Annotated in this window: 23 protein-coding genes and 1 pseudogene; 23 read left to right on the forward strand and 1 reads right to left on the reverse strand. The window is 62.8% G+C overall.

Going from position 1 to position 20,882, the window contains the following annotated elements:
* Positions 1-1,714: hypothetical protein (locus IH971_06805; GenBank protein ID MCH7497542.1), on the reverse strand; the 1,714-nt coding region annotated here is incomplete at its 3' end.
* A 4-nt stretch (positions 1,715-1,718) separates the two neighbouring features.
* Between IH971_06805 and IH971_06810 the strand changes: the two genes are divergently transcribed.
* From IH971_06810 to IH971_06920, 23 genes and pseudogenes are all read left to right on the forward strand, one after another.
* Positions 1,719-1,982 (forward strand): PDZ domain-containing protein, encoded by a 264-nt coding sequence (locus IH971_06810; protein MCH7497543.1) that lies wholly within the window; start codon positions 1,719-1,721, stop codon positions 1,980-1,982.
* Positions 1,983-1,991: 9 nt separating this feature from the next.
* Positions 1,992-3,284, forward strand: a complete 1,293-nt coding sequence (locus tag IH971_06815) for an adenylosuccinate lyase (protein ID MCH7497544.1) — start codon at positions 1,992-1,994, stop codon at positions 3,282-3,284.
* 12 nt (positions 3,285-3,296) lie between these two features.
* A complete protein-coding gene (locus IH971_06820) occupies positions 3,297-4,004 on the forward strand; it encodes a phosphoribosylaminoimidazolesuccinocarboxamide synthase (GenBank protein MCH7497545.1) in 708 nt (235 codons plus the stop codon).
* A 13-nt stretch (positions 4,005-4,017) separates the two neighbouring features.
* Positions 4,018-4,662, forward strand: a complete 645-nt coding sequence (locus tag IH971_06825) for a phosphatidylserine decarboxylase family protein (protein ID MCH7497546.1) — start codon at positions 4,018-4,020, stop codon at positions 4,660-4,662.
* Complete coding sequence (gene pssA, locus IH971_06830) at positions 4,659-5,399, forward strand: CDP-diacylglycerol--serine O-phosphatidyltransferase (protein ID MCH7497547.1); 741 nt, start codon at positions 4,659-4,661, stop codon at positions 5,397-5,399. Before IH971_06825 ends, pssA begins: the two co-directional genes overlap by 4 nt.
* Positions 5,396-5,647, forward strand: a complete 252-nt coding sequence (purS, locus tag IH971_06835) for a phosphoribosylformylglycinamidine synthase subunit PurS (protein ID MCH7497548.1) — start codon at positions 5,396-5,398, stop codon at positions 5,645-5,647. Before pssA ends, purS begins: the two co-directional genes overlap by 4 nt.
* Complete coding sequence (gene purQ / locus IH971_06840; protein MCH7497549.1) at positions 5,644-6,330, forward strand: phosphoribosylformylglycinamidine synthase subunit PurQ; 687 nt, start codon at positions 5,644-5,646, stop codon at positions 6,328-6,330. The genes purS and purQ overlap by 4 nt, the downstream gene beginning before the upstream one ends.
* Positions 6,327-6,608: a DUF4321 domain-containing protein gene (locus IH971_06845; protein MCH7497550.1), complete on the forward strand. Its 282-nt coding sequence runs from the start codon at positions 6,327-6,329 to the stop codon at positions 6,606-6,608. The genes purQ and IH971_06845 overlap by 4 nt, the downstream gene beginning before the upstream one ends.
* A 96-nt stretch (positions 6,609-6,704) precedes the next feature.
* Positions 6,705-6,923: a twin-arginine translocase TatA/TatE family subunit gene (tatA, locus tag IH971_06850; protein ID MCH7497551.1), complete on the forward strand. Its 219-nt coding sequence runs from the start codon at positions 6,705-6,707 to the stop codon at positions 6,921-6,923.
* A 27-nt stretch (positions 6,924-6,950) separates the two neighbouring features.
* On the forward strand, positions 6,951-8,300 hold the full coding sequence (gatA, locus tag IH971_06855) for an Asp-tRNA(Asn)/Glu-tRNA(Gln) amidotransferase subunit GatA (protein MCH7497552.1): 1,350 nt from the start codon (positions 6,951-6,953) through the stop codon (positions 8,298-8,300).
* A 3-nt stretch (positions 8,301-8,303) separates the two neighbouring features.
* A complete protein-coding gene (locus IH971_06860) occupies positions 8,304-9,299 on the forward strand; it encodes a VWA domain-containing protein (GenBank protein ID MCH7497553.1) in 996 nt (331 codons plus the stop codon).
* A 29-nt stretch (positions 9,300-9,328) separates the two neighbouring features.
* Positions 9,329-10,315, forward strand: a complete 987-nt coding sequence (locus IH971_06865; protein MCH7497554.1) for a VWA domain-containing protein — start codon at positions 9,329-9,331, stop codon at positions 10,313-10,315.
* On the forward strand, positions 10,308-11,063 hold the full coding sequence (locus IH971_06870; protein MCH7497555.1) for a tetratricopeptide repeat protein: 756 nt from the start codon (positions 10,308-10,310) through the stop codon (positions 11,061-11,063). Before IH971_06865 ends, IH971_06870 begins: the two co-directional genes overlap by 8 nt.
* Before the next feature lie 17 nt (positions 11,064-11,080).
* Positions 11,081-12,814 carry a protein BatD gene (locus tag IH971_06875; GenBank protein ID MCH7497556.1) on the forward strand — a complete coding sequence of 578 codons (1,734 nt, stop codon included), beginning with the start codon at positions 11,081-11,083 and terminating at the stop codon, positions 12,812-12,814.
* Positions 12,802-13,554: a tetratricopeptide repeat protein gene (locus tag IH971_06880; GenBank protein MCH7497557.1), complete on the forward strand. Its 753-nt coding sequence runs from the start codon at positions 12,802-12,804 to the stop codon at positions 13,552-13,554. Before IH971_06875 ends, IH971_06880 begins: the two co-directional genes overlap by 13 nt.
* A gap of 104 nt (positions 13,555-13,658) precedes the next feature.
* A complete protein-coding gene (locus IH971_06885; protein ID MCH7497558.1) occupies positions 13,659-14,426 on the forward strand; it encodes a YebC/PmpR family DNA-binding transcriptional regulator in 768 nt (255 codons plus the stop codon).
* Positions 14,426-14,917 carry a crossover junction endodeoxyribonuclease RuvC gene (gene ruvC, locus IH971_06890; GenBank protein MCH7497559.1) on the forward strand — a complete coding sequence of 164 codons (492 nt, stop codon included), beginning with the start codon at positions 14,426-14,428 and terminating at the stop codon, positions 14,915-14,917. Before IH971_06885 ends, ruvC begins: the two co-directional genes overlap by 1 nt.
* Entirely contained in the window at positions 14,914-15,510 is a 597-nt protein-coding gene (ruvA, locus tag IH971_06895; GenBank protein ID MCH7497560.1) for a Holliday junction branch migration protein RuvA, read from the forward strand. The genes ruvC and ruvA overlap by 4 nt, the downstream gene beginning before the upstream one ends.
* Positions 15,507-16,598: a glycine cleavage system aminomethyltransferase GcvT gene (gene gcvT, locus IH971_06900; GenBank protein ID MCH7497561.1), complete on the forward strand. Its 1,092-nt coding sequence runs from the start codon at positions 15,507-15,509 to the stop codon at positions 16,596-16,598. Before ruvA ends, gcvT begins: the two co-directional genes overlap by 4 nt.
* Positions 16,599-17,104: 506 nt before the next feature.
* Positions 17,105-18,994, forward strand: coding sequence for a DNA translocase FtsK (locus tag IH971_06905; GenBank protein MCH7497562.1), 1,890 nt, complete (start codon positions 17,105-17,107; stop codon positions 18,992-18,994).
* 24 nt (positions 18,995-19,018) lie between these two features.
* Complete coding sequence (rfbB, locus tag IH971_06910) at positions 19,019-20,107, forward strand: dTDP-glucose 4,6-dehydratase (protein ID MCH7497563.1); 1,089 nt, start codon at positions 19,019-19,021, stop codon at positions 20,105-20,107.
* A 5-nt stretch (positions 20,108-20,112) separates the two neighbouring features.
* Positions 20,113-20,712, forward strand: a complete 600-nt coding sequence (locus IH971_06915) for a hypothetical protein (GenBank protein ID MCH7497564.1) — start codon at positions 20,113-20,115, stop codon at positions 20,710-20,712.
* 10 nt (positions 20,713-20,722) lie between these two features.
* Positions 20,723-20,882, forward strand: a pseudogene (locus IH971_06920) (acyl-CoA dehydrogenase).

The raw sequence follows: 20,882 nt of genomic DNA on the forward strand, positions 1-20,882 counted from the left end.
CCTTTGTCATGCCCTCTGCGACGGCCTTGGCGAAACCCGTCGCGATCCCAGCGACCAGACCCTTGAGGACCGCCGGTCCGAACATGATTAGCAGGACGTAGTTCCCGTATTCGCTCCACAGGTCCTTGGCGACCTCCTTGCTCTTCTCCCACAGCACGGTCAGGAACTCGATCAACGCGGGCTTGACGACCTCGGCGAACGCCACGAGCGCCTCGATCAGGGGCGCAAAGAACGCCATCAGGCCCTCCTGCGCCTCGGCACCGGGCATGATGGCGCCGATGCTGCCCGGGTCCCTGATGAACCCAGTGATGCCCTTCAAGAGCTTAGCGATCCCCTCGCCGATCATCGGGATCATCCCGGCCAGGATCTTGACGAGAGCGCCGCCGAACTTCTTGATGCCCTCGAACATGTCGCGCCCGGCGCTGCTCTGGCCACCGAAGAAGCTGACGAAAGCGTCCTTGAGCCTTCCGAACAGTTTCTTCATCGCATCGACAGGAGACACCGTCGGATCACCAAGATCCTTGAAGAAGGCCTCGAAGACGTCCGTGACCTTCTTCAACGTCTGCTTCCAGGTCTTGGGATCGAAGAACTTGGCCAGGCCCTCGAAGAACTGCGAGACACCTGGAAAATACTTGACGAAGGCCTGACCCACCCGGATGCCCGCCCACCGGGTATCGATCAGCGCCCTGCGGATGTTCCACATGATCTTGCCGAACTTGGTGCCGTGCGAGCCCCATAGGTTCCAGCCCTTGACGCCGCGGGTGAAGCCCTCCATGAAGGTATCGAAGAAGCCCTTCTTGGCCAGCTGCGCCTGCTTGACCATGCGCTCGATCGAGGCCGCCAGGTCCTTCATGATGATGGGCAGCTCCTTCTGGGCCTCGGCCGCCTCCGCGGCCTTCTTCGTGATCGAATCGTATGAGACGCCCTGGTTGTTGAGCGAGAACACCTGCTTAGTGGTGGCCTCATCCAGACCTGTCGTGGCGGCCAGCAGCTTGAGCTCCTGACGGCTCATGGTTGCGGCATCCCGGCCAGCTGCCCGCATGGCCATGCGCAGGGACTCGATCCGCTTGGCCGGATCCTGCTCGTTCATCAGCTCGAAGGCATCGACGTTGGCGCCGAAGGCCTGCGCCAACTGGGCGGCGTTCTCGGCCGCGTCCTCGAACGTGTCGAACTGGTCGACAACCCCCAGCAGCTTGTCGAACTCGACGCCCAGCTTGCGGGCAAAGACGATGTTGGCACCTATCTGCTTCTGGGTCAGGCTGCCGAAGTTCTTGACGTCCTTGGTCGCCTTGCCCATGCTGCGGGAGATTATCTTCGCAGACATGCCGAATTCCTTGCCCAACTGCTGCGACATGTTGGCGGTCTCGGCCAGGGTCTCGACCAACGTCTTGCCGGTCCGCATCGAGAGCTCGGCCATGGCTCGCATCTCTTCGCCGGCCAACCCAAGGCCCTTCTGGAAGGCCGCGATGTGCCCGGCGCTCTCGGCGATCTCCGGGCCCACCGTGTGCATGGTGGCGCCGAGCCCCTCGGCAAGCTCGGCAAAGAACTTGAGCCGATCGGCCGCGAGGCCCATCACACGCCAGACGGACAGGCCGGTCTCCCCCAGCTGGCCCTGCATGCTCTTGGCGGCCGTGATCACGTTCTTGGAGACGTCGGTCCTGAAATCGCCGAACTGCTTGCGTATGTCTTCGAACGCCTGCCACAGCTCGGGCATGCCCATGCCGGAGGTGACCACCCTGGCGCAGGCGGTCCGTAACGCGGGCTACCAGGCCTATGGCGTGGGCAAGCTGCACATCAGCCCCCAGCGGGCGCGTATCGGCTTCGACGACGTGATCCTGGAGGTCAACGGGCGGCCCGTTAACAATGTGCAGGATTTTTTCAACGCCGTTGAGGAGGACCTGCTCCGGGCCGGGGATGCCATCACCCTCGTGGTCTGGCGCAAGGGGCGCACCCAAAAAGTCACCATGATTCTCGGCGCTTGAGGACCGCAGGTGATCCCGCGCTACACCAACCCGGCCCTGCAGCGTATCTGGAGCGATAAGCACAAGTTCGAGACCTGGTTGCGGGTTGAAATCGCTGTGTGCGAGGTGCAGGCGCGGCACGGGCGGATCCCCTCCGACGCTCTGGAAAACATCAAGGCCCGGGCCGGCTTCGATCCAAAACACATCGCCGAAATCGAGGCCAGCACCCACCACGACGTCATCGCCTTTCTCACCGACGTCGCCGGGCGGGTGGGCCCCGATGCCCGTTACATCCACCTGGGGCTGACCTCATCCGACCTCCTGGACACGGCCCTGGCGCTACTCTGCCTGGAGGCGGGCCGGGAGATCGAGGCTCGTATGGCAGGGCTGCGGGACCTGCTCCAGCAGCAGGCCCGCGAGCACAAATTCACCTGGCAGGTAGGGCGCACGCACGGCGTCCATGCCGAGCCGATCACCTTCGGACTGAAGCTGGCCCTGTGGAGCGAGGAGTTGGGCCGCAACCTCCAGCGCTGGGCTGCCGCCATGGAGGGCATCGCGGTGGGGAAAGTATCCGGCGCCGTGGGGACCTACGCCCACCTCCCCCTCGACGTGGAGCAGGAAGTCTGCTCGTTGCTCGGCCTGCGGCCAGCCAGTCCCGCCAATCAGGTGGTGCAGCGCGACCGTCATGCCCACTACCTCACGGCCATTGCCCTGGCCGGCGCCACGCTGGAGAAAATGGCGCTGGAAATTCGCCACCTGCAACGCACGGAGGTGCGCGAAGTGGAGGAGCCGTTCGGACGGGACCAGAAGGGCTCCTCGGCCATGCCCCACAAGCGCAATCCCATCGTCGCTGAACGGGTGTGTGGCCTGGCGCGGCTCCTGCGAGCCAACGCCCAGGTGGGCCTGGAAAACGTAGCCCTCTGGCACGAACGGGATATCTCGCACTCATCCGTCGAGCGCATTATCCTGCCCGATTCTACCACTGTCCTTGACTACATGCTCATGAAAATGACCGACCTGCTGGAGGGGCTGGTGGTCTACCCGGAGCGCATGCAGGCCAACCTCGACCTCACCGGCGGACTGATCTTCAGCCAACCGGTTCTGCTGGCGCTGGTAGCCAAGGGCGCCAACCGTGACGACGCCTACGGGCTGGTGCAGCGGCACGCCATGCAGGTCTGGGAGCATGGGGGGGATTTTCACGGTCTGCTCAGCGGGGATCCCGAGATATCGGACCTGCTCTCAGCCGCCGAGATCGACGCCTGCTTCAACTATGACGATTTGCGCCAGAATATCGACAGCATATTTCAAAGCATTGGCCTATAGGGGAGGAGTGACATGGAGAAGGGTGAGCTACTGTACGAAGGCAAAGCCAAGCAGGTATTCAGGACCGACGACCCAACCCTGCTCATCCAGCGCTTCAAGGACGATGCCACTGCGTTTGACGGTACTAAGAAGTCGCGCATTGCCGAGAAAGGCGTCGTCAACAACAGCATCTCCACGCGCCTGTTTCAGCTTCTCGAGCAGCACGGCTTTGCCACCCATTTTGTAGAGGCACTCAGCGACCGTGAAATGCTCATTCGTGCCCTTGAAATGGTGCCGGTGGAGGTGGTTATGCGCAATGTGGCCGCAGGTAGCATCTGTCGCCGATACGGGACCGAGGAGGGCAGAGTCTTTGACGAGGCCATTCTGGAACTCTACTTCAAGAGCGACCCCCACCACGACCCGCTCATGAATGAAGACCATGTGATCCAGTTCGGCCTCTGCTCGCTTGGAGCACTGACGGAAATAAAAAAATCTGCCCGCGCCATCAACACGGTTATGGAAACTTTTTTCCGCGGCATCGGCATTACCTTGGTGGACTTCAAGTTGGAGTTCGGCTTGATTGGAGAAGAGGTGGTACTGGGGGATGAGATATCTCCCGACACGTGCCGCTTCTGGGACCTGGAAACGGGGGAAAAACTGGACAAGGACCGCTTCCGGTTCGACCTTGGTAATGTGGAGTCGGCTTACCAGGAAATGCTTAAGCGGGTTAGCGCCGCCTGAGGTAGCACTGGCAATGGCACCCGAAGGACGAATCATCCTGTTCCCGCTGTTAATCCTCGCCGTTGTGGCGGGCGTGGCCCTGTTATGGATGCCGCGGATTTGGCTGCAGGGGGTGGCGGGACTGCTCTGGGCGCTGGCCGGGCTGTCAATCATATTTTTCAGGGACCCGGTACGTCAGCCGCCTCAGGATTCGTTGGCGGTGGTGGCGCCCGCCGACGGCAAAATCGTGGCCATCCAGCGCATGGAATTTGATCAGCACGTGGGTGGTGAGGCGTTGCAGATTTCCATATTCCTCTCTATCTTCGACGTGCACGTCCAACGGGTCCCCGCAGATGGCGTGGTGGATAGTATTCGGCACCAATCGGGGAAATTTTTGGCGGCCTTCAGACCGCGGGCTGGCGAAGTCAATGCACAGACCATAACCTATATGACAGGCGAGCGCGCAAAATTTGTGGTCAAGCAGATCGCTGGAGCGGTGGCCCGGCGGATTATCAGCCACCTGCGGACTGCCGAGCGCGTAGCCCGGGGCGATCGCCTCGGTTACATTCGCTTTGGCTCCCGCGTTATTCTGATTGTGCCGGCGGACTTTCAACTTAAGGTGGTGAAAGGCCAAAAGGTGAAGGGCGGCGTCAGTGTGATGGGATATTTCACCCCGTGAGACTCAATAAGCGCATCAGAAAACAGCATATCCCCAGTGTCTTTACGCTGGTCAACCTGTTTCTGGGATTTCTGGCCATCATCAGCATCGTCGAGGGCTACCCCCTCAGGGCCACAAGCCTGATCATTGCCGCCGGCATCTTCGACGTGCTGGATGGCAAACTGGCCCGCTTGATCCACAGTCCGACTCAGTTTGGCAAGGAACTCGATTCCCTGGCGGACGTGGTGTCGTTCTGTGTTGCGCCGGCGGTGCTGGTCTGGGCGCTGTATGCCCGCGACCTGTATCCCGTTTTGGGTGCCCTCATCGCCGGGGCACCGCTCTATTTTGGCGTCCTGCGCCTGGCCCGCTACAACTCAAATTCGGCCCTGGAGCCGCGTAGGTATTTTGAAGGCCTCCCGTCGCCCATGAGTGCACTGGCTGTGGTCGCCCTGGTGATTTATTATTCCGACACAGCCCGCAGCGCTGGGGCCAACGTTGTGCTTCCGGCCATCGTGGCGACCTCCTTTCTCATGATCAGTCAGATTCACTTCCCCAAGTTTCCGCAGCTCTCATTCCGGGCGGGCCGGGGCAACACCGTATTCCTGCTGGGGATCGCCGCGCTGGCTATCGCTGGACTTATCTGGGGCAGCTGGGTATTGCTGCCGGGCGTGGTAATCTACATTGCGTCTGCCCTGGTGCGCTGGGTCACTCGTTCCGAGACCATCCCCCCCGTTCAATCGATAGAGAAAGAGGGCTGAGAGCCAAGGTCTATATCACGCCCAAGGATGGCATCCTGGATCCCCAGGGGCTGGCCGTGGATCGGGCGCTGGGCAGCTTGGGCATCGAGGGTGTCGCCGGGGTGCGCATGGGCAAGTACGTGGAGCTCGCACTGCCCAAAATGACCAGGAAAAAGGCGGAGGCGATCACCCGCCAGGCTTGCGACCGCCTGCTGGCCAATCCCAATATCGAGAGCTACCGGTTTGAGATCGTGGGGGATGACGATTGAGGTTCGCCATCCTGGTATTTCCAGGGTCGAATTGTGACCACGATGCCTATTACGTCCTGCGGCAGGTGATGGGTGAGGATACCGCCTATGTGTGGCACCAGGAACGGAGCCTGGACGGCTTCGACGCCGTCATCATTCCCGGCGGATTCAGCTACGGTGATTACCTCCGGTCCGGCGCCATCGCTCGCTTCTCACCTGTTATGGCGGCGGTCCAAACCTTTGCCGAGCAGGGGGGGCTCGTGTTGGGCATCTGCAACGGGTTCCAGATCCTGGTGGAGGCCGGGCTGCTCCCCGGTGCCCTCATCAGCAACCGGAGCCTTCGATTCGTCAGCCGGATGGTGTACCTAAAGCCGGAAGACAGCGACAGTCCCTTTACCAGGGGGCTGGATCTGCAACGCACCTACCGCATGCCCGTGGCCCATCAAAGCGGTAATTATCTGGTTAGCCCCGCCGATCTGGCGGAGCTTGAAAAGCATGGTCAGATTGCCTACCGCTACGTCAATGCCGGCGGCGAGGTAGTCCCGGAGGCCAATCCCAACGGTTCCACGGCCAACATCGCCGGCGTAATGAACCGTGAGAAAAATGTGCTCGGACTGATGCCCCACCCGGAGCGGGCTGCGGAATCGGTGGTGGGCTCCAGCGATGGGCTGGTCCTGTTGCAGGCCCTGGCGGGGGTCGCTTGATGGCACTGGCCGAGTATCAGAAGCGGTCCCTGGGGATACTTTTTATTACGCTGCTATTTGGCGCGGTGCTGGGCACCTTGCTGGGCGAGCTGTTAGCCTTTGCGCTGCCCGAAGGGGTCGTACGGCAGTTTTTTCGTCAGACATTCAGTTGGGGCCTCAGCCCTGTGACCCTCGACCTGCTCGTTGCTACGGTAACCTTCGGGTTACGCATCAAGTTTAGCATCAGCAGTCTGCTGGGCATCGGTGTGGCCTACTATTTCCTGCGCTATTTCCGCTGATAATTGCCATTTCCGTTCCTTGCCTGGAGCCGGCAAATACCCGTGAGGTGCCCCTCGGTATTGATTAACTTTCGGTCACACACTTAGGAGGTAATTATGTCACTGGGGTTTGGCGAAATCCTACTGATCTTATTCATTGTTCTGCTGATATTCGGTGCGAAACGGCTTCCCGAGCTGGCGCGCGGCCTGGGGCAGGGCATGCGGGAATTCAAGAAAGCAACCAGCGAGATCCAGGACGAGATTACGTCTGCATCAAATCTGGATGCACCGGCAAAAAAGGCTGACCAGAGTTCAGCGTCCAAGAAGGAAGCCTAGCCCACCCACCGCCACGTGTCTACGCCCATGCGCCAGCGGATTGAGGCGTTTTCCGCGGCCCTGAGGGAGCAGCAGTCCCTTAACGCAGTCGTCACCGATATTTCCATCGCGGCTTTGGCCCGCGTTGACGAAGGACCCATCGAAGGTGCGCTGGGGGACCGCCTGCTGGCCATTAAAGATAATCTGAACCTGGTGGACACGCCCACCACCTGTGCTTCCCGGACTCTCGACGGTTACATCTCCCCGTATACGGCCACGCCGGTCCAGCGGCTGCTGGACGCCGGTGCCGCCATCGTCGCCAAAACCAACCTGGACGAGTTCGCCATGGGCTCCTCCACAGAATACTCCTGCTTCGGCCCCACCCGCAACCCCTTCGATCCGGATCGGGTGCCCGGCGGCAGCAGCGGCGGCTCGGCCGTGGTGGTGGCCACCGGACTGGTGGACGCAGCCCTGGGCAGCGACACCGGTGGATCGGTGCGCCTCCCGGCGGCATTCTGCGGGATCTGCGGCCTCAAGCCCACCTACGGCCGCGTGTCGCGCTATGGTTTGGTGGCGTTTGCCTCGTCCTTCGATCAGGTGGGTGTATTTGCCCCTGACACCGCCACAACCGCCGACGTATTCCAGGTCATTGCCGGGCACGATCCCCGGGATAGTACCTCTGCGCCCCAGCCGGTGCAGCCCTTTACCTATGACGAGGAGCGCACCCGGCAGTTCACCATCGGCATCGCCCGGGAGTACGAGCGGGAGGGTCTGGACGGGGAGATTGAGGAGCGCTACCGGGCCTGTATCTCGTTGCTGCGCACCGCTGGGCTGGCGGTCAAGGAAATCTCCCTGCCCCACACCGACTATGGCATCGACGCCTACTATATCCTGACCACCGCCGAAGCCTCGTCGAATCTGGCCCGGTTTGATGGCATGCGCTACGGTCTGCGTCTTCAGCAGCAGGACGATCTGGAGGCGGTTTATACCGACACGCGCAGCAGCGGCTTCGGGCCCGAAGTGCAACGGCGCATCATGCTGGGCACCTACGTGCTGTCGGCGGGCTACATGGACCGTTACTACGTCCGAGCGCAACGGGTGCGGCGCCTGATTCAGCAGGATTTTCTCGACGCATTCAAGGAAGTGGATATCCTGCTTACGCCCACCGTCCCCATGCTGCCCTTTCCCATCGGCTCCAAAGTCGATGATCCCCTCACCATGTACCTTTCCGATGTCTACACTGTCCCCATGAGCCTGGCGGGGGTGCCGGCCATGAGCATACCCATGGGCCGTTCAAAAGCAGGTTTGCCCATCGGTCTGCAGCTCGCGGCCAATTACTTTGGCGAAGAAACAATTTTTCAGCTCAGCCGTTTTATTGAGCAGGAATACTCTGCCTGACTCATGATTACGTTCCATCATCCCTGGTGGCTCCTGCTCCTGCTGATGCTGCCGCTGCTGGCCATCTGGTACCGGCGGCGCGGCCATAGGCGGGAGGGCGCCCTGCGGTTTTCCGCCCTCATGCTGTTCGACCCAGCCGCAGTGCGATCAGGCCGTATCAAGGCCGGTCTCATGCTGGGCGGCCGCTTCCTGCTGCTGGCGCTGGTGGCTCTGTCTCTGGCCCGCCCCCGGCTCACTGACGTGGTCAGGGAAACCACGGTGGAGGTCATCGACATTATTCTGGTGCTGGATATATCCTCGTCCATGCGAGCGGCGGACTTCAAGCCTAACCGGCTGGAGGCGGCCAAAAAAGTGGCCCGCCAGTTCATCAGCGACCGTGTTCATGATCGCACCGGCCTGGTGGTTTTTGCGGCCGAGTCATTCATTCAATGCCCCCTTACCAACGATACCAACGTCTTGCTCAACCTGCTGGACCAGGTCGCCATCGTGGATCAGGAGCATGACGGCACCGCCATTGGCATGGCCCTGGCGAACGCTGTCAACCGGCTGCGGGATACCCCCGCCGCCGGCAAGGTGATGATTCTCCTCTCGGACGGCAGTAACAATGCCGGCGAGCTCGATCCCACCACCGCCGCCCAGTTGGCCCGGCAATTTGGCATCAAGATTTACACCATCGGAGCCGGCTCCCACGGCATGGCGCCCTACCCGGTAAGCGATCCTATTTGGGGCCAGCGTATGGTGAACGTTGAGGTGGAGCTGGATGAGGAAACCCTGCGCCAGGTGGCCGAGATTACCGGGGGGCAGTACTTCCGGGCTACCGACCAGGCCTCTCTGGCCCAGATTTACAGCCGCATTGACGAGCTCGAGCGCACCGAAATCGAGATCAAGGAGTACCAGAATGTGCGTGAGCTCTACGGCTGGCTGGTCATTCCCGCCAGTGTTCTTGGCCTGCTCCTCCCGGTGCTGGGCACCGGAATCTTCAGGAAGGTGGTGGCCTAATCCGGTTCGCCCATCCGGAAGCGGCCCTGATGCTGGTTCCCTGGCTGGCGCTATTGGTCTGGGCGTTGGTGAGACAGCTACGGTCGCAGCGGCAGTTCCACGGCCTAGGGAACAGCCGGGTCCAGCGAGTACTGTTAGGCCGCATCAATTTCCCGCGGCAAAGCCTGAAGCTAGTGCTGTTTTCCCTGGGCACGGGATTGCTCATCATTGCGGCGGTGGGGCCCAAGATCGGCACCAAGGTAGTGGAGCTTCAGCGCCGGGGCGTGGATATCATGCTGGTGCTGGACACGTCCCTAAGCATGGACGCCCGTGACGTCAAGCCCAGCCGGCTGGAAAAGGCCAAGTACGAGCTCGGTCGCTTCCTGGATGGCCTTACCGGTGACCGCGTCGGAATGGTGGTTTTCGCCGGCACCGCGCACCTGCACTATCCCCTCACCACCGACTACGCTGCGGCGCGACTTTTCCTCAGCGCGGTGGACTCACGCCTCGTTCAGGTGCAGGGCACCGTGCTGGCCGATGCACTGGACCTTGCCATGCGCAGCTTCGAGGCCGAGACCAAAAAGTTCCGGTCGATCGTGATTCTCAGCGATGGGGAGGACCACGATGGCCGGGCCCTGGAGGTAGCCCGCGACGCTGCCGAAAGCGGGATCATCATCCACACGGTGGGGCTAGGCTCGCCCTTTGGAGCGCCCATCCCGGTGGACGGCGGCAAAGCTTTTAAGAAGGACCCATCCGGCCGTGTGGTCACGTCGGTACTCAACGAAGCCATGTTGCAGGAACTGGCCCGTGCCGGAGCCGGATCCTATACGCGGGTGGACAACCGCAGCGGCGGCCTGAAGGACCTGTTGACGGACATTCAGGCCATGGAAAAGCGCACCCTCAAAAGCCACGAGTTTGCCCAGTTCGAGGACCGCTACCAATTTTTTGCCCTGCCCGCCTTGCTCCTGCTGTTGCTGGAGTTGCTGCTGCCCGGAGGCAGGCCAGAGGCCCCCAGGGTCCGGAGCCGCTATGCCTGAGCTGCTGCCCCTCCTGTTTTTACCCGCGCTGCTGCTGGGACAGCCTGCCGCGAATAACGTCCCCGCCGCTCCGGTCATACCCCCTGAACTCCAGGATGTGTGGCAACAGTACGAGCAGCTGACCCAGGAGCATCCCCACCAGCCTGCCCTGCATTACAATTTTGGCAACCTGGCCTACGGGATAAGCGACTACCAGAAGGCCCTCGCTGAATATCACGCTGCGCTGGGTTCAGGAGATCGCCGGTCGCTGAGCAGGGTCCATTACAATTTGGGCAATAGCCTCTTCCGGGCTGGCCACGTGGACGAGAGCAGGAGTTTCTTCCGCAAGGCCCTGGAGCTGAATCCTGCCGATCAGGACGCCCGCATCAACTATGAGCTGGCCAGCCTGCTGGCCCAGCAGCAGCAGGAGGCTGAGCAGAGCCAGTCCCCGGCGCGGCAGCCCGATGCGGAGAAAGACTCCCCCAACGATCCCGGCGAAGGATCGCCCCAGGATCGGTCTGAGGAGCAGAACGACCGGGCGGAGTCGGGGCGGCAACCGGAGGCGGGCGCAGAGCAGCAAGCTCAGCAGGACCAGGCCGAGGGACAGCCCGGCGAGCCTGATTCCCGGGAGCAGACCCGGGCCGGAGAGGAATTGGAACGCGAGGAAGCCGAAGCCATTCTCAACGCCCTGCGCGCCAACGCCGACAATCTGCTGAAGCGCACCTACGGCCCACCTGCGGCCACCTTCAAATTGGAGAAAGATTGGTAACACCGCCGGCCCGAGCCGTGCTCCTGGCAGGAGCCCTCCTGATCTCAGTGGTGGCCGGGCGGGCGCAACCGAGGGTCCAGGCCTTGGTGAGCGATAAGCAGGTTGTCACCGGGACCAGTCTGACCCTCGAAGTTCGCTCGGAGGGTGGTGACATCCGCTCCGTTTCCATGGTGGGGCTGGAGGGCTTCAGTGTCATTTCCGGTCCGGCGACTTCCCGCAGCGTGCAGATCATCAACGGAGTGGTGTCGACCACCTCCAGCTATTCGTGGACCCTGCTGCCCCGCAAGGTCGGCACGCTGGTCATTCCTGCCCTGGCCGTCAACGTCGAGGGCAACATCGTGCATACCGAGCCAGTGGCCATTGAGGTCCTCTCCCCGTCGGCTGCAGCGGCGGGAGCCGGCCAGCAGCGCGAATCCCTTTTCCTGGTGGCGGACGTGGATCGGCGGCAGGCCTACCGGGGGGAGCAAATTACCGTCACCTGGACGCTTTACACCCAGCTCGGTATTTCGGGGTGGGAAATCGCCTCGCTCCCGAATCTCACAGGTTTTTGGACCGAAGAGCTCTTCGCGCCCAACAAGCTCCAGCTACGCGAGAAGGTGGTCGCCGGGCAGCGTTATTATACAGCGGTGGTGCGGCGGCAGGCCCTGTTCCCTACCAGGTCGGGGCAGCTGCACATTGATCCCCTGGTGATGAAAGTGGGTGTCCAGGACCGTAGCCGCCGCCGGCGCGATCCGTTCTTTGACGACTTTTCCCTCTTTGGCCGCGGCCGCGTGAGCCAGAAAACCATCAGCGCCCCGTCGGTTACCATTGATGTACGGCCTGTTCCCGAGCGCGGCCGTCCGGCGGATTTCAGCGGCATGGTGGGTGATTTTTCCCTGCATGGTCGCCTCGCCCCAAAACAGGTCACGCAGGATGAGGCTGTCACTCTTACCCTCACGGTAAGCGGCGAAGGTAACTTCAAGGCGCTGGAGTATCCTCTCCTCAACCTGCCTCGCGGCCTGGAAGTGTTCGACCCCAAGGTGAGCATCGAGCCGTCGCTGGGCGATATTGTTGGCGGCTCCGCTACGATTGAGCACGTCATCATTCCCCGCCAGGCCGGGAGCTACACCATCCCCCCCCTCCGGCTGCCCTATTTCGACCCCCAGCGCGGGGCTTATGAAGTTGCCACCACCGGCCCCTTCGCACTCACTGTCCTGCCCCGGCCTGAAAATCTGGCTTCTGCCCCGGGATTCACGCGGCGTGAAGTTGCTCTCCTGGGCCAGGACATCCGCTTTGTCAAGTCCGGCCGGGTCCACTGGCTGAGAACCGGCGAAGGCTGGTACACGACCGGTCTGTTCCTGTTGAATATGGCTACGGTGCTGTTTTTCGCGGCCCCCTGGATGGGCGCCCGTGCCCGCATCCTGGCAACGGCCGTGCAGCCCGCGCTCCGCGCCCGGCGCGCCCTTACTGCCGCCCTGCCCATGCTGGAGCGTACGGACGATCCGGAAGACCCCCACGGCGCCATCAGCCGCGTCGTCGCGGCTTACCTGAACCACAAGCTGGGCCGTGAGACGCAGGAATATGGGCTGGACCAGGTGCGGACTTTGCTGGCTGGCGCCCACGTCACCCCCGCTGTTCAGGACGCCTTGGTGGCATTGCTGGAGCGCTCCGCGGCCGCACGTTTCGCTCCCCCCGGATCGGTGGACAGCGGTGCGGACAGGCACGTGTTAAAGGACGTTTTGAGGCGGGTGGATTCCCAATGGTCCGGCTGAAAATTGGCTTCGCCCTCTTGCTGGCCAACGTGGCGGGGACCGTTCTGGCCGCCTCAGCCCTGGAGGAGGTATACCAGCGGGGCATGGCCGGCTATGAGAATGGGCAGTGGCCCCTTGCGATTCAGGAGTTTGAAGCCATCCTGCGGGGCGGCTATGAGGCTGAGCAGCTCTATTATAATCTGGGCAACGCCTACTTCCGCACCGGTGAAGTGGCCGGGGCCGTTTGGGCGTACGAGAAGGCCCTCATGCTGAACCCCAACGACGCTGACGCCCGCTACAATCTGGTCCTGGTGAACCTCAGAGTCAAGGACCGCATCGAGCTGCCCGAACAGCCCTGGGTGATGCGCATCTACCGGGGCATCCGGGGCAGTTTCACCCGCAGCGAATGGGTACGGCTCGTCTCCCTATTGCTGCTGCTGGCGGGCGCCTTGCACGCCGCGGGCCGGGTGCTGCAGCTAGCGGCCCTGAGACGAGGTGTCTGGCCCGGGATCGTCGTCGCGGCTATACTGGCGATTGTGGCGCTGGATGCTATCCTCACCACGGGCCGTTCAAAAGAGGGCATTGTCTACGGTGAGCTGGTCACCGTCACCAGTGCGCCCTCGGCCAGATCCACCGAACTGTTCCAGCTGCACGAGGGTTTGAAGGTGGCCATTTTGGACGAGCGCGAAGAGTGGCGCCAGGTGGAGCTGCTGGACGGTAAGAGCGGCTGGTTGCCTGCCGACCAGCTACGCCCGCTGTAGCTCGCCTGTCCCCGAAACTGGAGGTCGCGTCCATCTGAGAGGTTTATCGCTGCACGACCTTGTGCTTAAATTGGAGCGGCACTTTCGGTAACCAGAGCGAGGTCATGTCCGGTCACAGCAAATGGTCATCCATCAAGCGCAAGAAGGCCGTCAACGACGCCAAGCGCGGGGCTATTTTCACACGGGTGATCAAGGAGATCACCATAGCCGCCCGGCTGGCTGGCGGCGACGCGGACGCCAATCCACGCCTGCGCGTGGCCGTTGCCCAGGCCAAGACCGCCAACATGCCCGCCGCCAATATTGAGCGGGCCATCAAAAAGGGCACCGGCGACCTGCCGGGCGTGCGTTACGAATCGGCCACTTATGAGGGCTACGGCCCAGGCGGCGCCGCCATTCTCATGGATATCTTCACCGATAACAAAAAGCGCACCGTTGCCGACATCCGTCACCTCATGACCAAGCACGGGGGTAACCTGGGCGAAACGGGCAGCGTGGCCTGGCAGTTCGAGAACCGTGGGACGCTTACACTCCCGGCTGACCGCGTCGCGGAGGACGAGCTCTTCGACTTGGCGGTGGAATACGGTGCCGAAGAGATCGAGGCCGATGGGGACCAGTTTGTCATTACCGTCCCCGCAGAAAAAGCCTATGACTTGCAGGCGGCCCTTGAGGGCAAAGACTATGCCATCGATGCCGTGGAGGTTGGGCTGGAGCCCACCAGCACGGTGGAGGTCTCCGGCGGCGAGGCCGCACGGCTTTTGCAGCTTTTGGATGCCCTCGATGAGTTGGAGGACATTCAGAAAGTGTACGCCAACTGTGACATTGCCGAGGAAGATCTGGCCGCTTTTCAGCCACACGGGTCGTCGCCGGCCTGATGCGCATCCTGGGAATTGATCCCGGCATCCGCCGCACCGGCTACGGCCTTATCGCTGTGCCCGGTTCGGAACCGGCCCTGGTGGACTACGGGATCATCACGCCGCCCACCGCCATTGATATGAGCCGTCGCCTCGCAGTCCTCTACGACGACCTCTCCCAACTCATCGAGCAGGCCCGCCCCGATGAACTGGCGATTGAGGCCACCTTCTACGGCGCCAACGTCCGGTCGGCCCTGATTCTGGGACAGGCCAAAGGCGTCGCCTTGCTCTGCGCCGCCCACCACCAGCTGCCCATCAGTGAATATGCTCCGCGCAAGGTCAAGCTGGCCGCCACGGGCAACGGGCGGGCCAGCAAGGAGCAGGTGCAGTACATGGTCCAGGCCATCCTCCATATGGATCACCTGCCCGACCCCATGGACGCCTCGGACGCCCTGGCTGTCGCCATATGTCACCATCAACAGCTGCGCCCCGTCACGGGATCTCGACATTGATCACGCGCCTGGCAGGCCGGATCATCGAGAAACACCCTGACCACGTGGTGCTGGACGTAGGGGGTGTTGGCTACCATGTGTGGGTGACCCTCAACACCTATGGCGCGCTCCCTGACGCAGGGAGCGAGGCCGTCCTGCTCACTCACCTCCAGGTCCGCGAGGATAGCCAGGACCTGTTCGGCTTCGTCGATGGGTCCGAGCGCGAGGTTTTCCGACACCTGATCGCCATCAGCGGTATCGGCGCCAAGACCGCGATAAACATCCTCAGCGGCGCCCTGCCCGACGAATTCCGGCGCCGTGTCCAGGCGGGTGACGAGGATGCACTGACGGCCATCCCCGGCGTGGGGCCCAAAATGGCTCGGCGCATTCTCACTGAACTCAAGGATACCTTCAAGGCCGATCTGCCTCCCGGCGCTGGCGTCCCGGTGGCGTCGGGCGGACCAGCCGAGCAGGCGGTGCAGAGCCTGGTGGCGCTGGGCTATAAGCGCACCGAGGCCCACCGGGCGGTGCAAGCAGCGCTTAAGAGCTTTGACCGCGCCGTACCCGTGGAGGATCTCATCCGGGCAGCGTTGGGGGGCGCCGGAAACCGGTGAAACAGACTCCCCTGCATGACAGACACGTGGCCCTAGGCGCGCGCATGGCCCCCTTCGGTGGTTACCACATGCCGGTGCAATATACCGGCATCAACGCGGAACACATGGCTGTCCGTACCGCCGTGGGCCTGTTCGACGTCTCCCACATGGGCGAGTTCATTGTCGAGGGGGCCGATGCACTGGCGTTCCTCCAACACACCACCGTCAACGATGTCGCCGCCCTGGCTGAAGGACAGGCCCAGTATTCCGCCATGTGCTACGCCGACGGCGGGCTGGTGGACGATCTGCTGATCTACCGCCATGCGCACCACTATCTGGTGGTGGTCAACGCCGCCAATATCGGTACGGACTGGGACTGGCTGCGCTCCAATCTGAAAGGCGCCGTCGCGCTCACCAACCGGTCCGATGAGACCGGCCTGATCGCAGTCCAGGGCCCGCGCAGCAGGGAGTTGGTCGGGGCCGTGCTGGGGCTGGACCTCTCCGCGCTCGACTTTTATCATTTTGTAGAGTGTCAGGCCTACGGACGGGAACTGGTGCTGGGGCGCACCGGCTACACCGGCGAACTGGGTTTCGAGCTCTACACCGATCCCGAAACCACAGGGCGGCTGTGGGACGACTGTCTGGCGGCAGCCGAGCCGTTGGGGGGGCTGCCGGCGGGACTGGGGGCCCGGGATACCCTGCGCCTGGAAATGAAGTATTCGCTCTACGGCAACGATATCACACCGGATACCAACCCGATTGAGGCCGGACTCGGATGGATCACCAAGCTGGACAAGGGGTCTTTCATCGGCTCCGCCGCAATCACCAGGGCCAAGGAGACCGGCCCCAGCCGCCGGCTGGTGGCCTTCCAGATGGAAGAGCGGGCCATCCCCCGGCCCGGCTACGTCCTCAGCGTGGCCGGCAACGTCGTGGGCGCGGTCACCAGCGGAACCCAGTCGCCAGTCCTGCGGAGGGGCATTGGCCTGGGCTATGTGGATCGCCCCCACACGAAGGTGGGCACAGCGCTGGAGGTGACCATCCGCGAGACGGCCCACCGGGCCACGGTGGTCAAGCCACCCTTCGTGAAGGAGACCAGTTTGATGGACTGAGGCCGCCCCTGGCCCGCGCCCGCGATGGAACCAACGATGACAGCGATCCACACCAGCAAAATTACCGTAGCGGGGTTCTGATGCCGGCCCGCGCCCGCCGCGCCGAGGTCTTTGCCGTGCTGTTGCTGGCCATCTCCACACTGGCCTTGATCAGCCTGGTGACCTATGATCCGGCCGAGGAACCTACTATCTCGGACGACCTCGCTATCCGCAATATCATGGGGATCGTAGGCATTTATCTCTCCCACTATCTCATCAAGTTCACGCTCGGCTACGTGTCGTTCATCTTCCCGGTCCTGGGCCTCATGTGGGGCGCCGGCCTGCTGTTCAATCGTGCGCAGCGGCCCATGCTTCGGATCACCGTCTACGCGCTGGTCTTGGCACTGCTCACTGCCGTGGCCGTGGGCCTGCCCGAAGCGCCGCGGGTGTACGAGGGTCGCGGTGACTGGACGACACCCGGGCTGCTGGGGGGGGCAGCCGCCAAGGTCCTCCACGATTTTTTTGGCATGGTCGGTGCAGCCCTGCTGCTGGTGGTGGGCTACTTCCTGGTTGTCACCGGCTATTTGGGCTGGGAGGTGCGCGCCTATCTGTCCCGGCAGTGGGTGGCCGTGAGTATCTGGTATGCCGCGTGGCGCGACCGTCGTCGGCGGGCGAAAACCATCGTCAAGCCCAGGGCCTACGTCCGGCCTGACAAGCCTGCCAAACCAAAGGCGGCGGAGCGTGGCAAACCCGTCAAGACCGCCCCGGCTGCCCAGGCTGATGCGGCCAAGCGTATCCGCGCTGCCAGTGGCGCTGTGGGCGCATTCCAGAGCGGCGCCTTGGACCAGGCCGACATTCCCATCGGTGAGCTGGGCACGGTGGCGGCCGCGGACATCAATGTCATGGCTGAGCGCAGCAGGCGCGGCCGTTTGCCCGGCGCCAGCCCCGCCAGGCCCTTCAAACTGCCCCCTCTGAAACTGCTCGCCGAGCCCCCCCGGACGGAGGAGGCCGAGTCGCGTGAAGAGCTCCTTGCCAAGGCCCAGCAGCTGGAGACGGCCTTGGCCACCTTCAAGGTAATGGGCAAGGTTGTGAACATTTCTCCCGGGCCGGTCATCACGCTCTTTGAAGTGGAGCCCGGTGAGGGCGTGCGGGTCAATAAGTTCACTGCTCTGGCCGATGACCTCGCCCGCATCATGAGTGCCGAGCGCATCCGCATTATCGCGCCGATTTCCGGTACCAAGCATGTTGGGGTGGAAATTCCCAATCACAAGCCCTCCATGGTCTACCTCCGCAGCATCATTGGTTCGGACGACTACGTGAACTCCCGGTCGCCCCTTACTGTTGCCTTGGGCAAGACCACCTCGGGCGAGGCGTTCTGCTTCGACCTGGCCCAGATGCCTCACCTGCTCATCGCAGGGACCACCGGCTCCGGCAAATCGGTCTGCATCAATACCATTATCACCAGTTGGCTCTACCGTGTCAAGCCCGACGAGGTCAAGCTGATCCTCATTGATCCCAAAAAACTGGAGCTCTCCTCCTACCGCGCTCTCGAGGGCTATCATCTGGTTACCACCCCCGGTATCGGTGAGTATGTTCTCACCACCCCGAAAAATGCCGTGATGGCCCTGCAGTCGGCTCTGCTGGAAATGGAGCGGCGCTACACCCTTTTCTCAAAGGTTACGGTGCGCAACATCGAGGAGTACCGCGCCAAGGCCGCCCGCCAAACGGATTTGGAGCAAATTCCCTACATCGTCATCATTATCGACGAGCTGGCCGACCTGATGATAACCTCCGGAAAGGACGTGGAGGGCCCCATTACCCGACTTGCGCAGATGTCCCGGGCGGTAGGCATCCACATGATCATAGCCACCCAGCGTCCCTCTGTAGACGTGATCACCGGCCTCATCAAGGCCAATTTCCCCGCCCGCATCGCCTTCCATTTGCCCACCAAAGTGGACTCGCGCACCATTCTCGACCAGATGGGCGCTGAAAAGCTCCTTGGTCGTGGCGACCTGTTGTTTCTGCCCCCCGGCGGCTCCGAGCCCATCCGCTTGCATGCCGCCTACATTTCGCTGGAGGAAATCACCGCCATTCTGGAGTTCATCCAGGGGCAGCCGCGCCCCGATGAAATCTTCCTCCCCGAACAGGGCCTGCCCGGTGCGGACGGCGAAATCACCATCAACGGCGAGGACGACGACCTCTTTGAGGATGCAGCCCGCCTGGTAGTCGCCCAGCAGCACGCTTCGGTCTCCATGCTTCAGCGTCGGTTCCGCATCGGCTACAGCCGGGCCGGCCGGCTCATTGACGAGCTGGAGCGCGCCGGTATCATCACCGGCTACAGCGGGTCCAAGGCCCGGGATGTCCTCGTGGACGAGAGCTACATCCAGGATTTGAAAGACCGGCGTACCGGCGCCTAGCACGCCGCCTTGGGCAACCTCAGCTTGAAGTTTCTCGTTACCGGCGGCGCCGGCTTTATCGGCGGCAACTTTGTTGCCCGGGTGTTGGGGGCCGAAATGGGCCCGGTCCTGGTGCTGGACAAGCTCACCTACGCCGGGCATCGCGCCACCCTCAGGCGCTGGGAGGACAACTCGGCTTACCGATTCGTCCAGGGCGATATCGGCGACCGCCGCCTCGTGACCCAGCTCCTGGCGGAGTTTCGGCCCACCTTTGTCGTAAACTTCGCTGCCGAGTCCCACGTGGATCGCAGCATCGAGTCCGCCGACGACTTTATCACCACCAATATCCTGGGCACCCATATTCTGATGGACGCCGCCCTGGAGCACTGGCGATCCCTGCCGGCCCATGAGGCGGCCGCCTTCCGCTTTCACCATGTCTCCACCGATGAGGTCTATGGCAGCTTGGGGGCCACCGGTGCCTTTACGGAACGCACCCCTTACGCCCCCAGTTCCCCCTACGCCGCCTCCAAGGCCGCCGCCGACCATCTGGTGCGCGCCTACCACCACACCCACCGACTGCCCGCCACCATCACCAATTGCTCCAATAACTACGGGCCCTACCAGTTTCCCGAAAAGTTGATCCCCCTGGTGCTCATGAATGCGCTGGAGGGGAAGCCCATCCCCGTCTATGGTGATGGCCAGAATATCCGCGACTGGCTCTATGTGGACGACCACTGCGACGCCATTCTCCAGGTGCTGGCCCACGGCGAGGTGGGGGAGACCTATCATGTAGGCGGGGATAGCGAGATGACCAATCTGGCTCTCCTGGAGACCCTGTTTCGGGGCCTGGTGGAGCAGGCCGACCTCATCCGTGAGCAGACCGAGTATAGCGTCATCAACGATTACGCCAGTCTTATCGAGTTTGTGCCCGACCGGCCCGGCCACGACCGACGCTATGCCATCGACGCCGGGAAAATCCGGCGGGACCTGGGCTGGGCGCCGCGGGAAAATCTCCGCACCGGTCTGGCAAAAACCGTTACCTGGTATATCTCAAATCTGGACTGGTGCCGCGAAGTGCTCCAAGCCAATTACGACCGCCGGCGCCTGGGACTGGTCCGGCCCCCGCAGGGGTAGCCCCGATGCGCTGGACGGTATGGCTGGCGGTCGCCCAATGCTTCGCAACCGCGTTGCCGGGCCAGGAGCTCCAGTTGCAGGGGGCGCTGCGAGCTTACCTGGACAAGGCCCCCATGCTGGTTCACTTCCGGTATACTTTGGCCCAGGGCAGCTTCAGGCGGGATACCACCGGCGTACTGATGCTCCCCGGCCCAACCGGTTTCCGCCTGGAGCTGTGGGACAAGGTCTATGCCAGCGATGGAGAAGCCCTCTACCTCCACGACCGCAATACACACCAGACAATCATCGACTCCCTCCGCCCGTCGGAGGCTACCCTGTGGGTACGTTTGCTCCGTGGCGAACTGCCTGCGGGCACGGTGGTGGCGCCTCCCGCGCGCCAGGAGGGGGGTCGCGTGCTCTGGGAGCTGCGCCATAGCGCACCGTGGTGGCAGGCCGACGTCGTCATGGACACCTCGTCATGGGCGGTCCGTCAGATTCTGCTGCGGGAGGGTGCCGACATCAGCCACCGGCTGCAACTCCAGGAGCCGGTCCCCTGGCGCCTCGAGCAGCCCGCCCTGCGCCTCACCCTGCGGGATCTCCCCGGTAAGCGACTCGATTTGAGGTAGCGCTATGTGGCGCCTGATCATCGGCCTGGCCGCCCTGGCCTGCATGGAAGGCGCCTATGAGGCCACGCTGGCCTATGTGCGCGAGCGCCGCGCCTTCGGCCAGGCCATTGCCGACATGCAGAACACCCGGTTCAAGCTCGCCGAGGTGGCCACCACGCTGACCGTGGGCC

Source organism: Candidatus Neomarinimicrobiota bacterium (assembly GCA_022560655.1).
Lineage (GTDB): Bacteria > Fidelibacterota > Marinisomatia > SCGC-AAA003-L08 > TS1B11 > JADFSS01.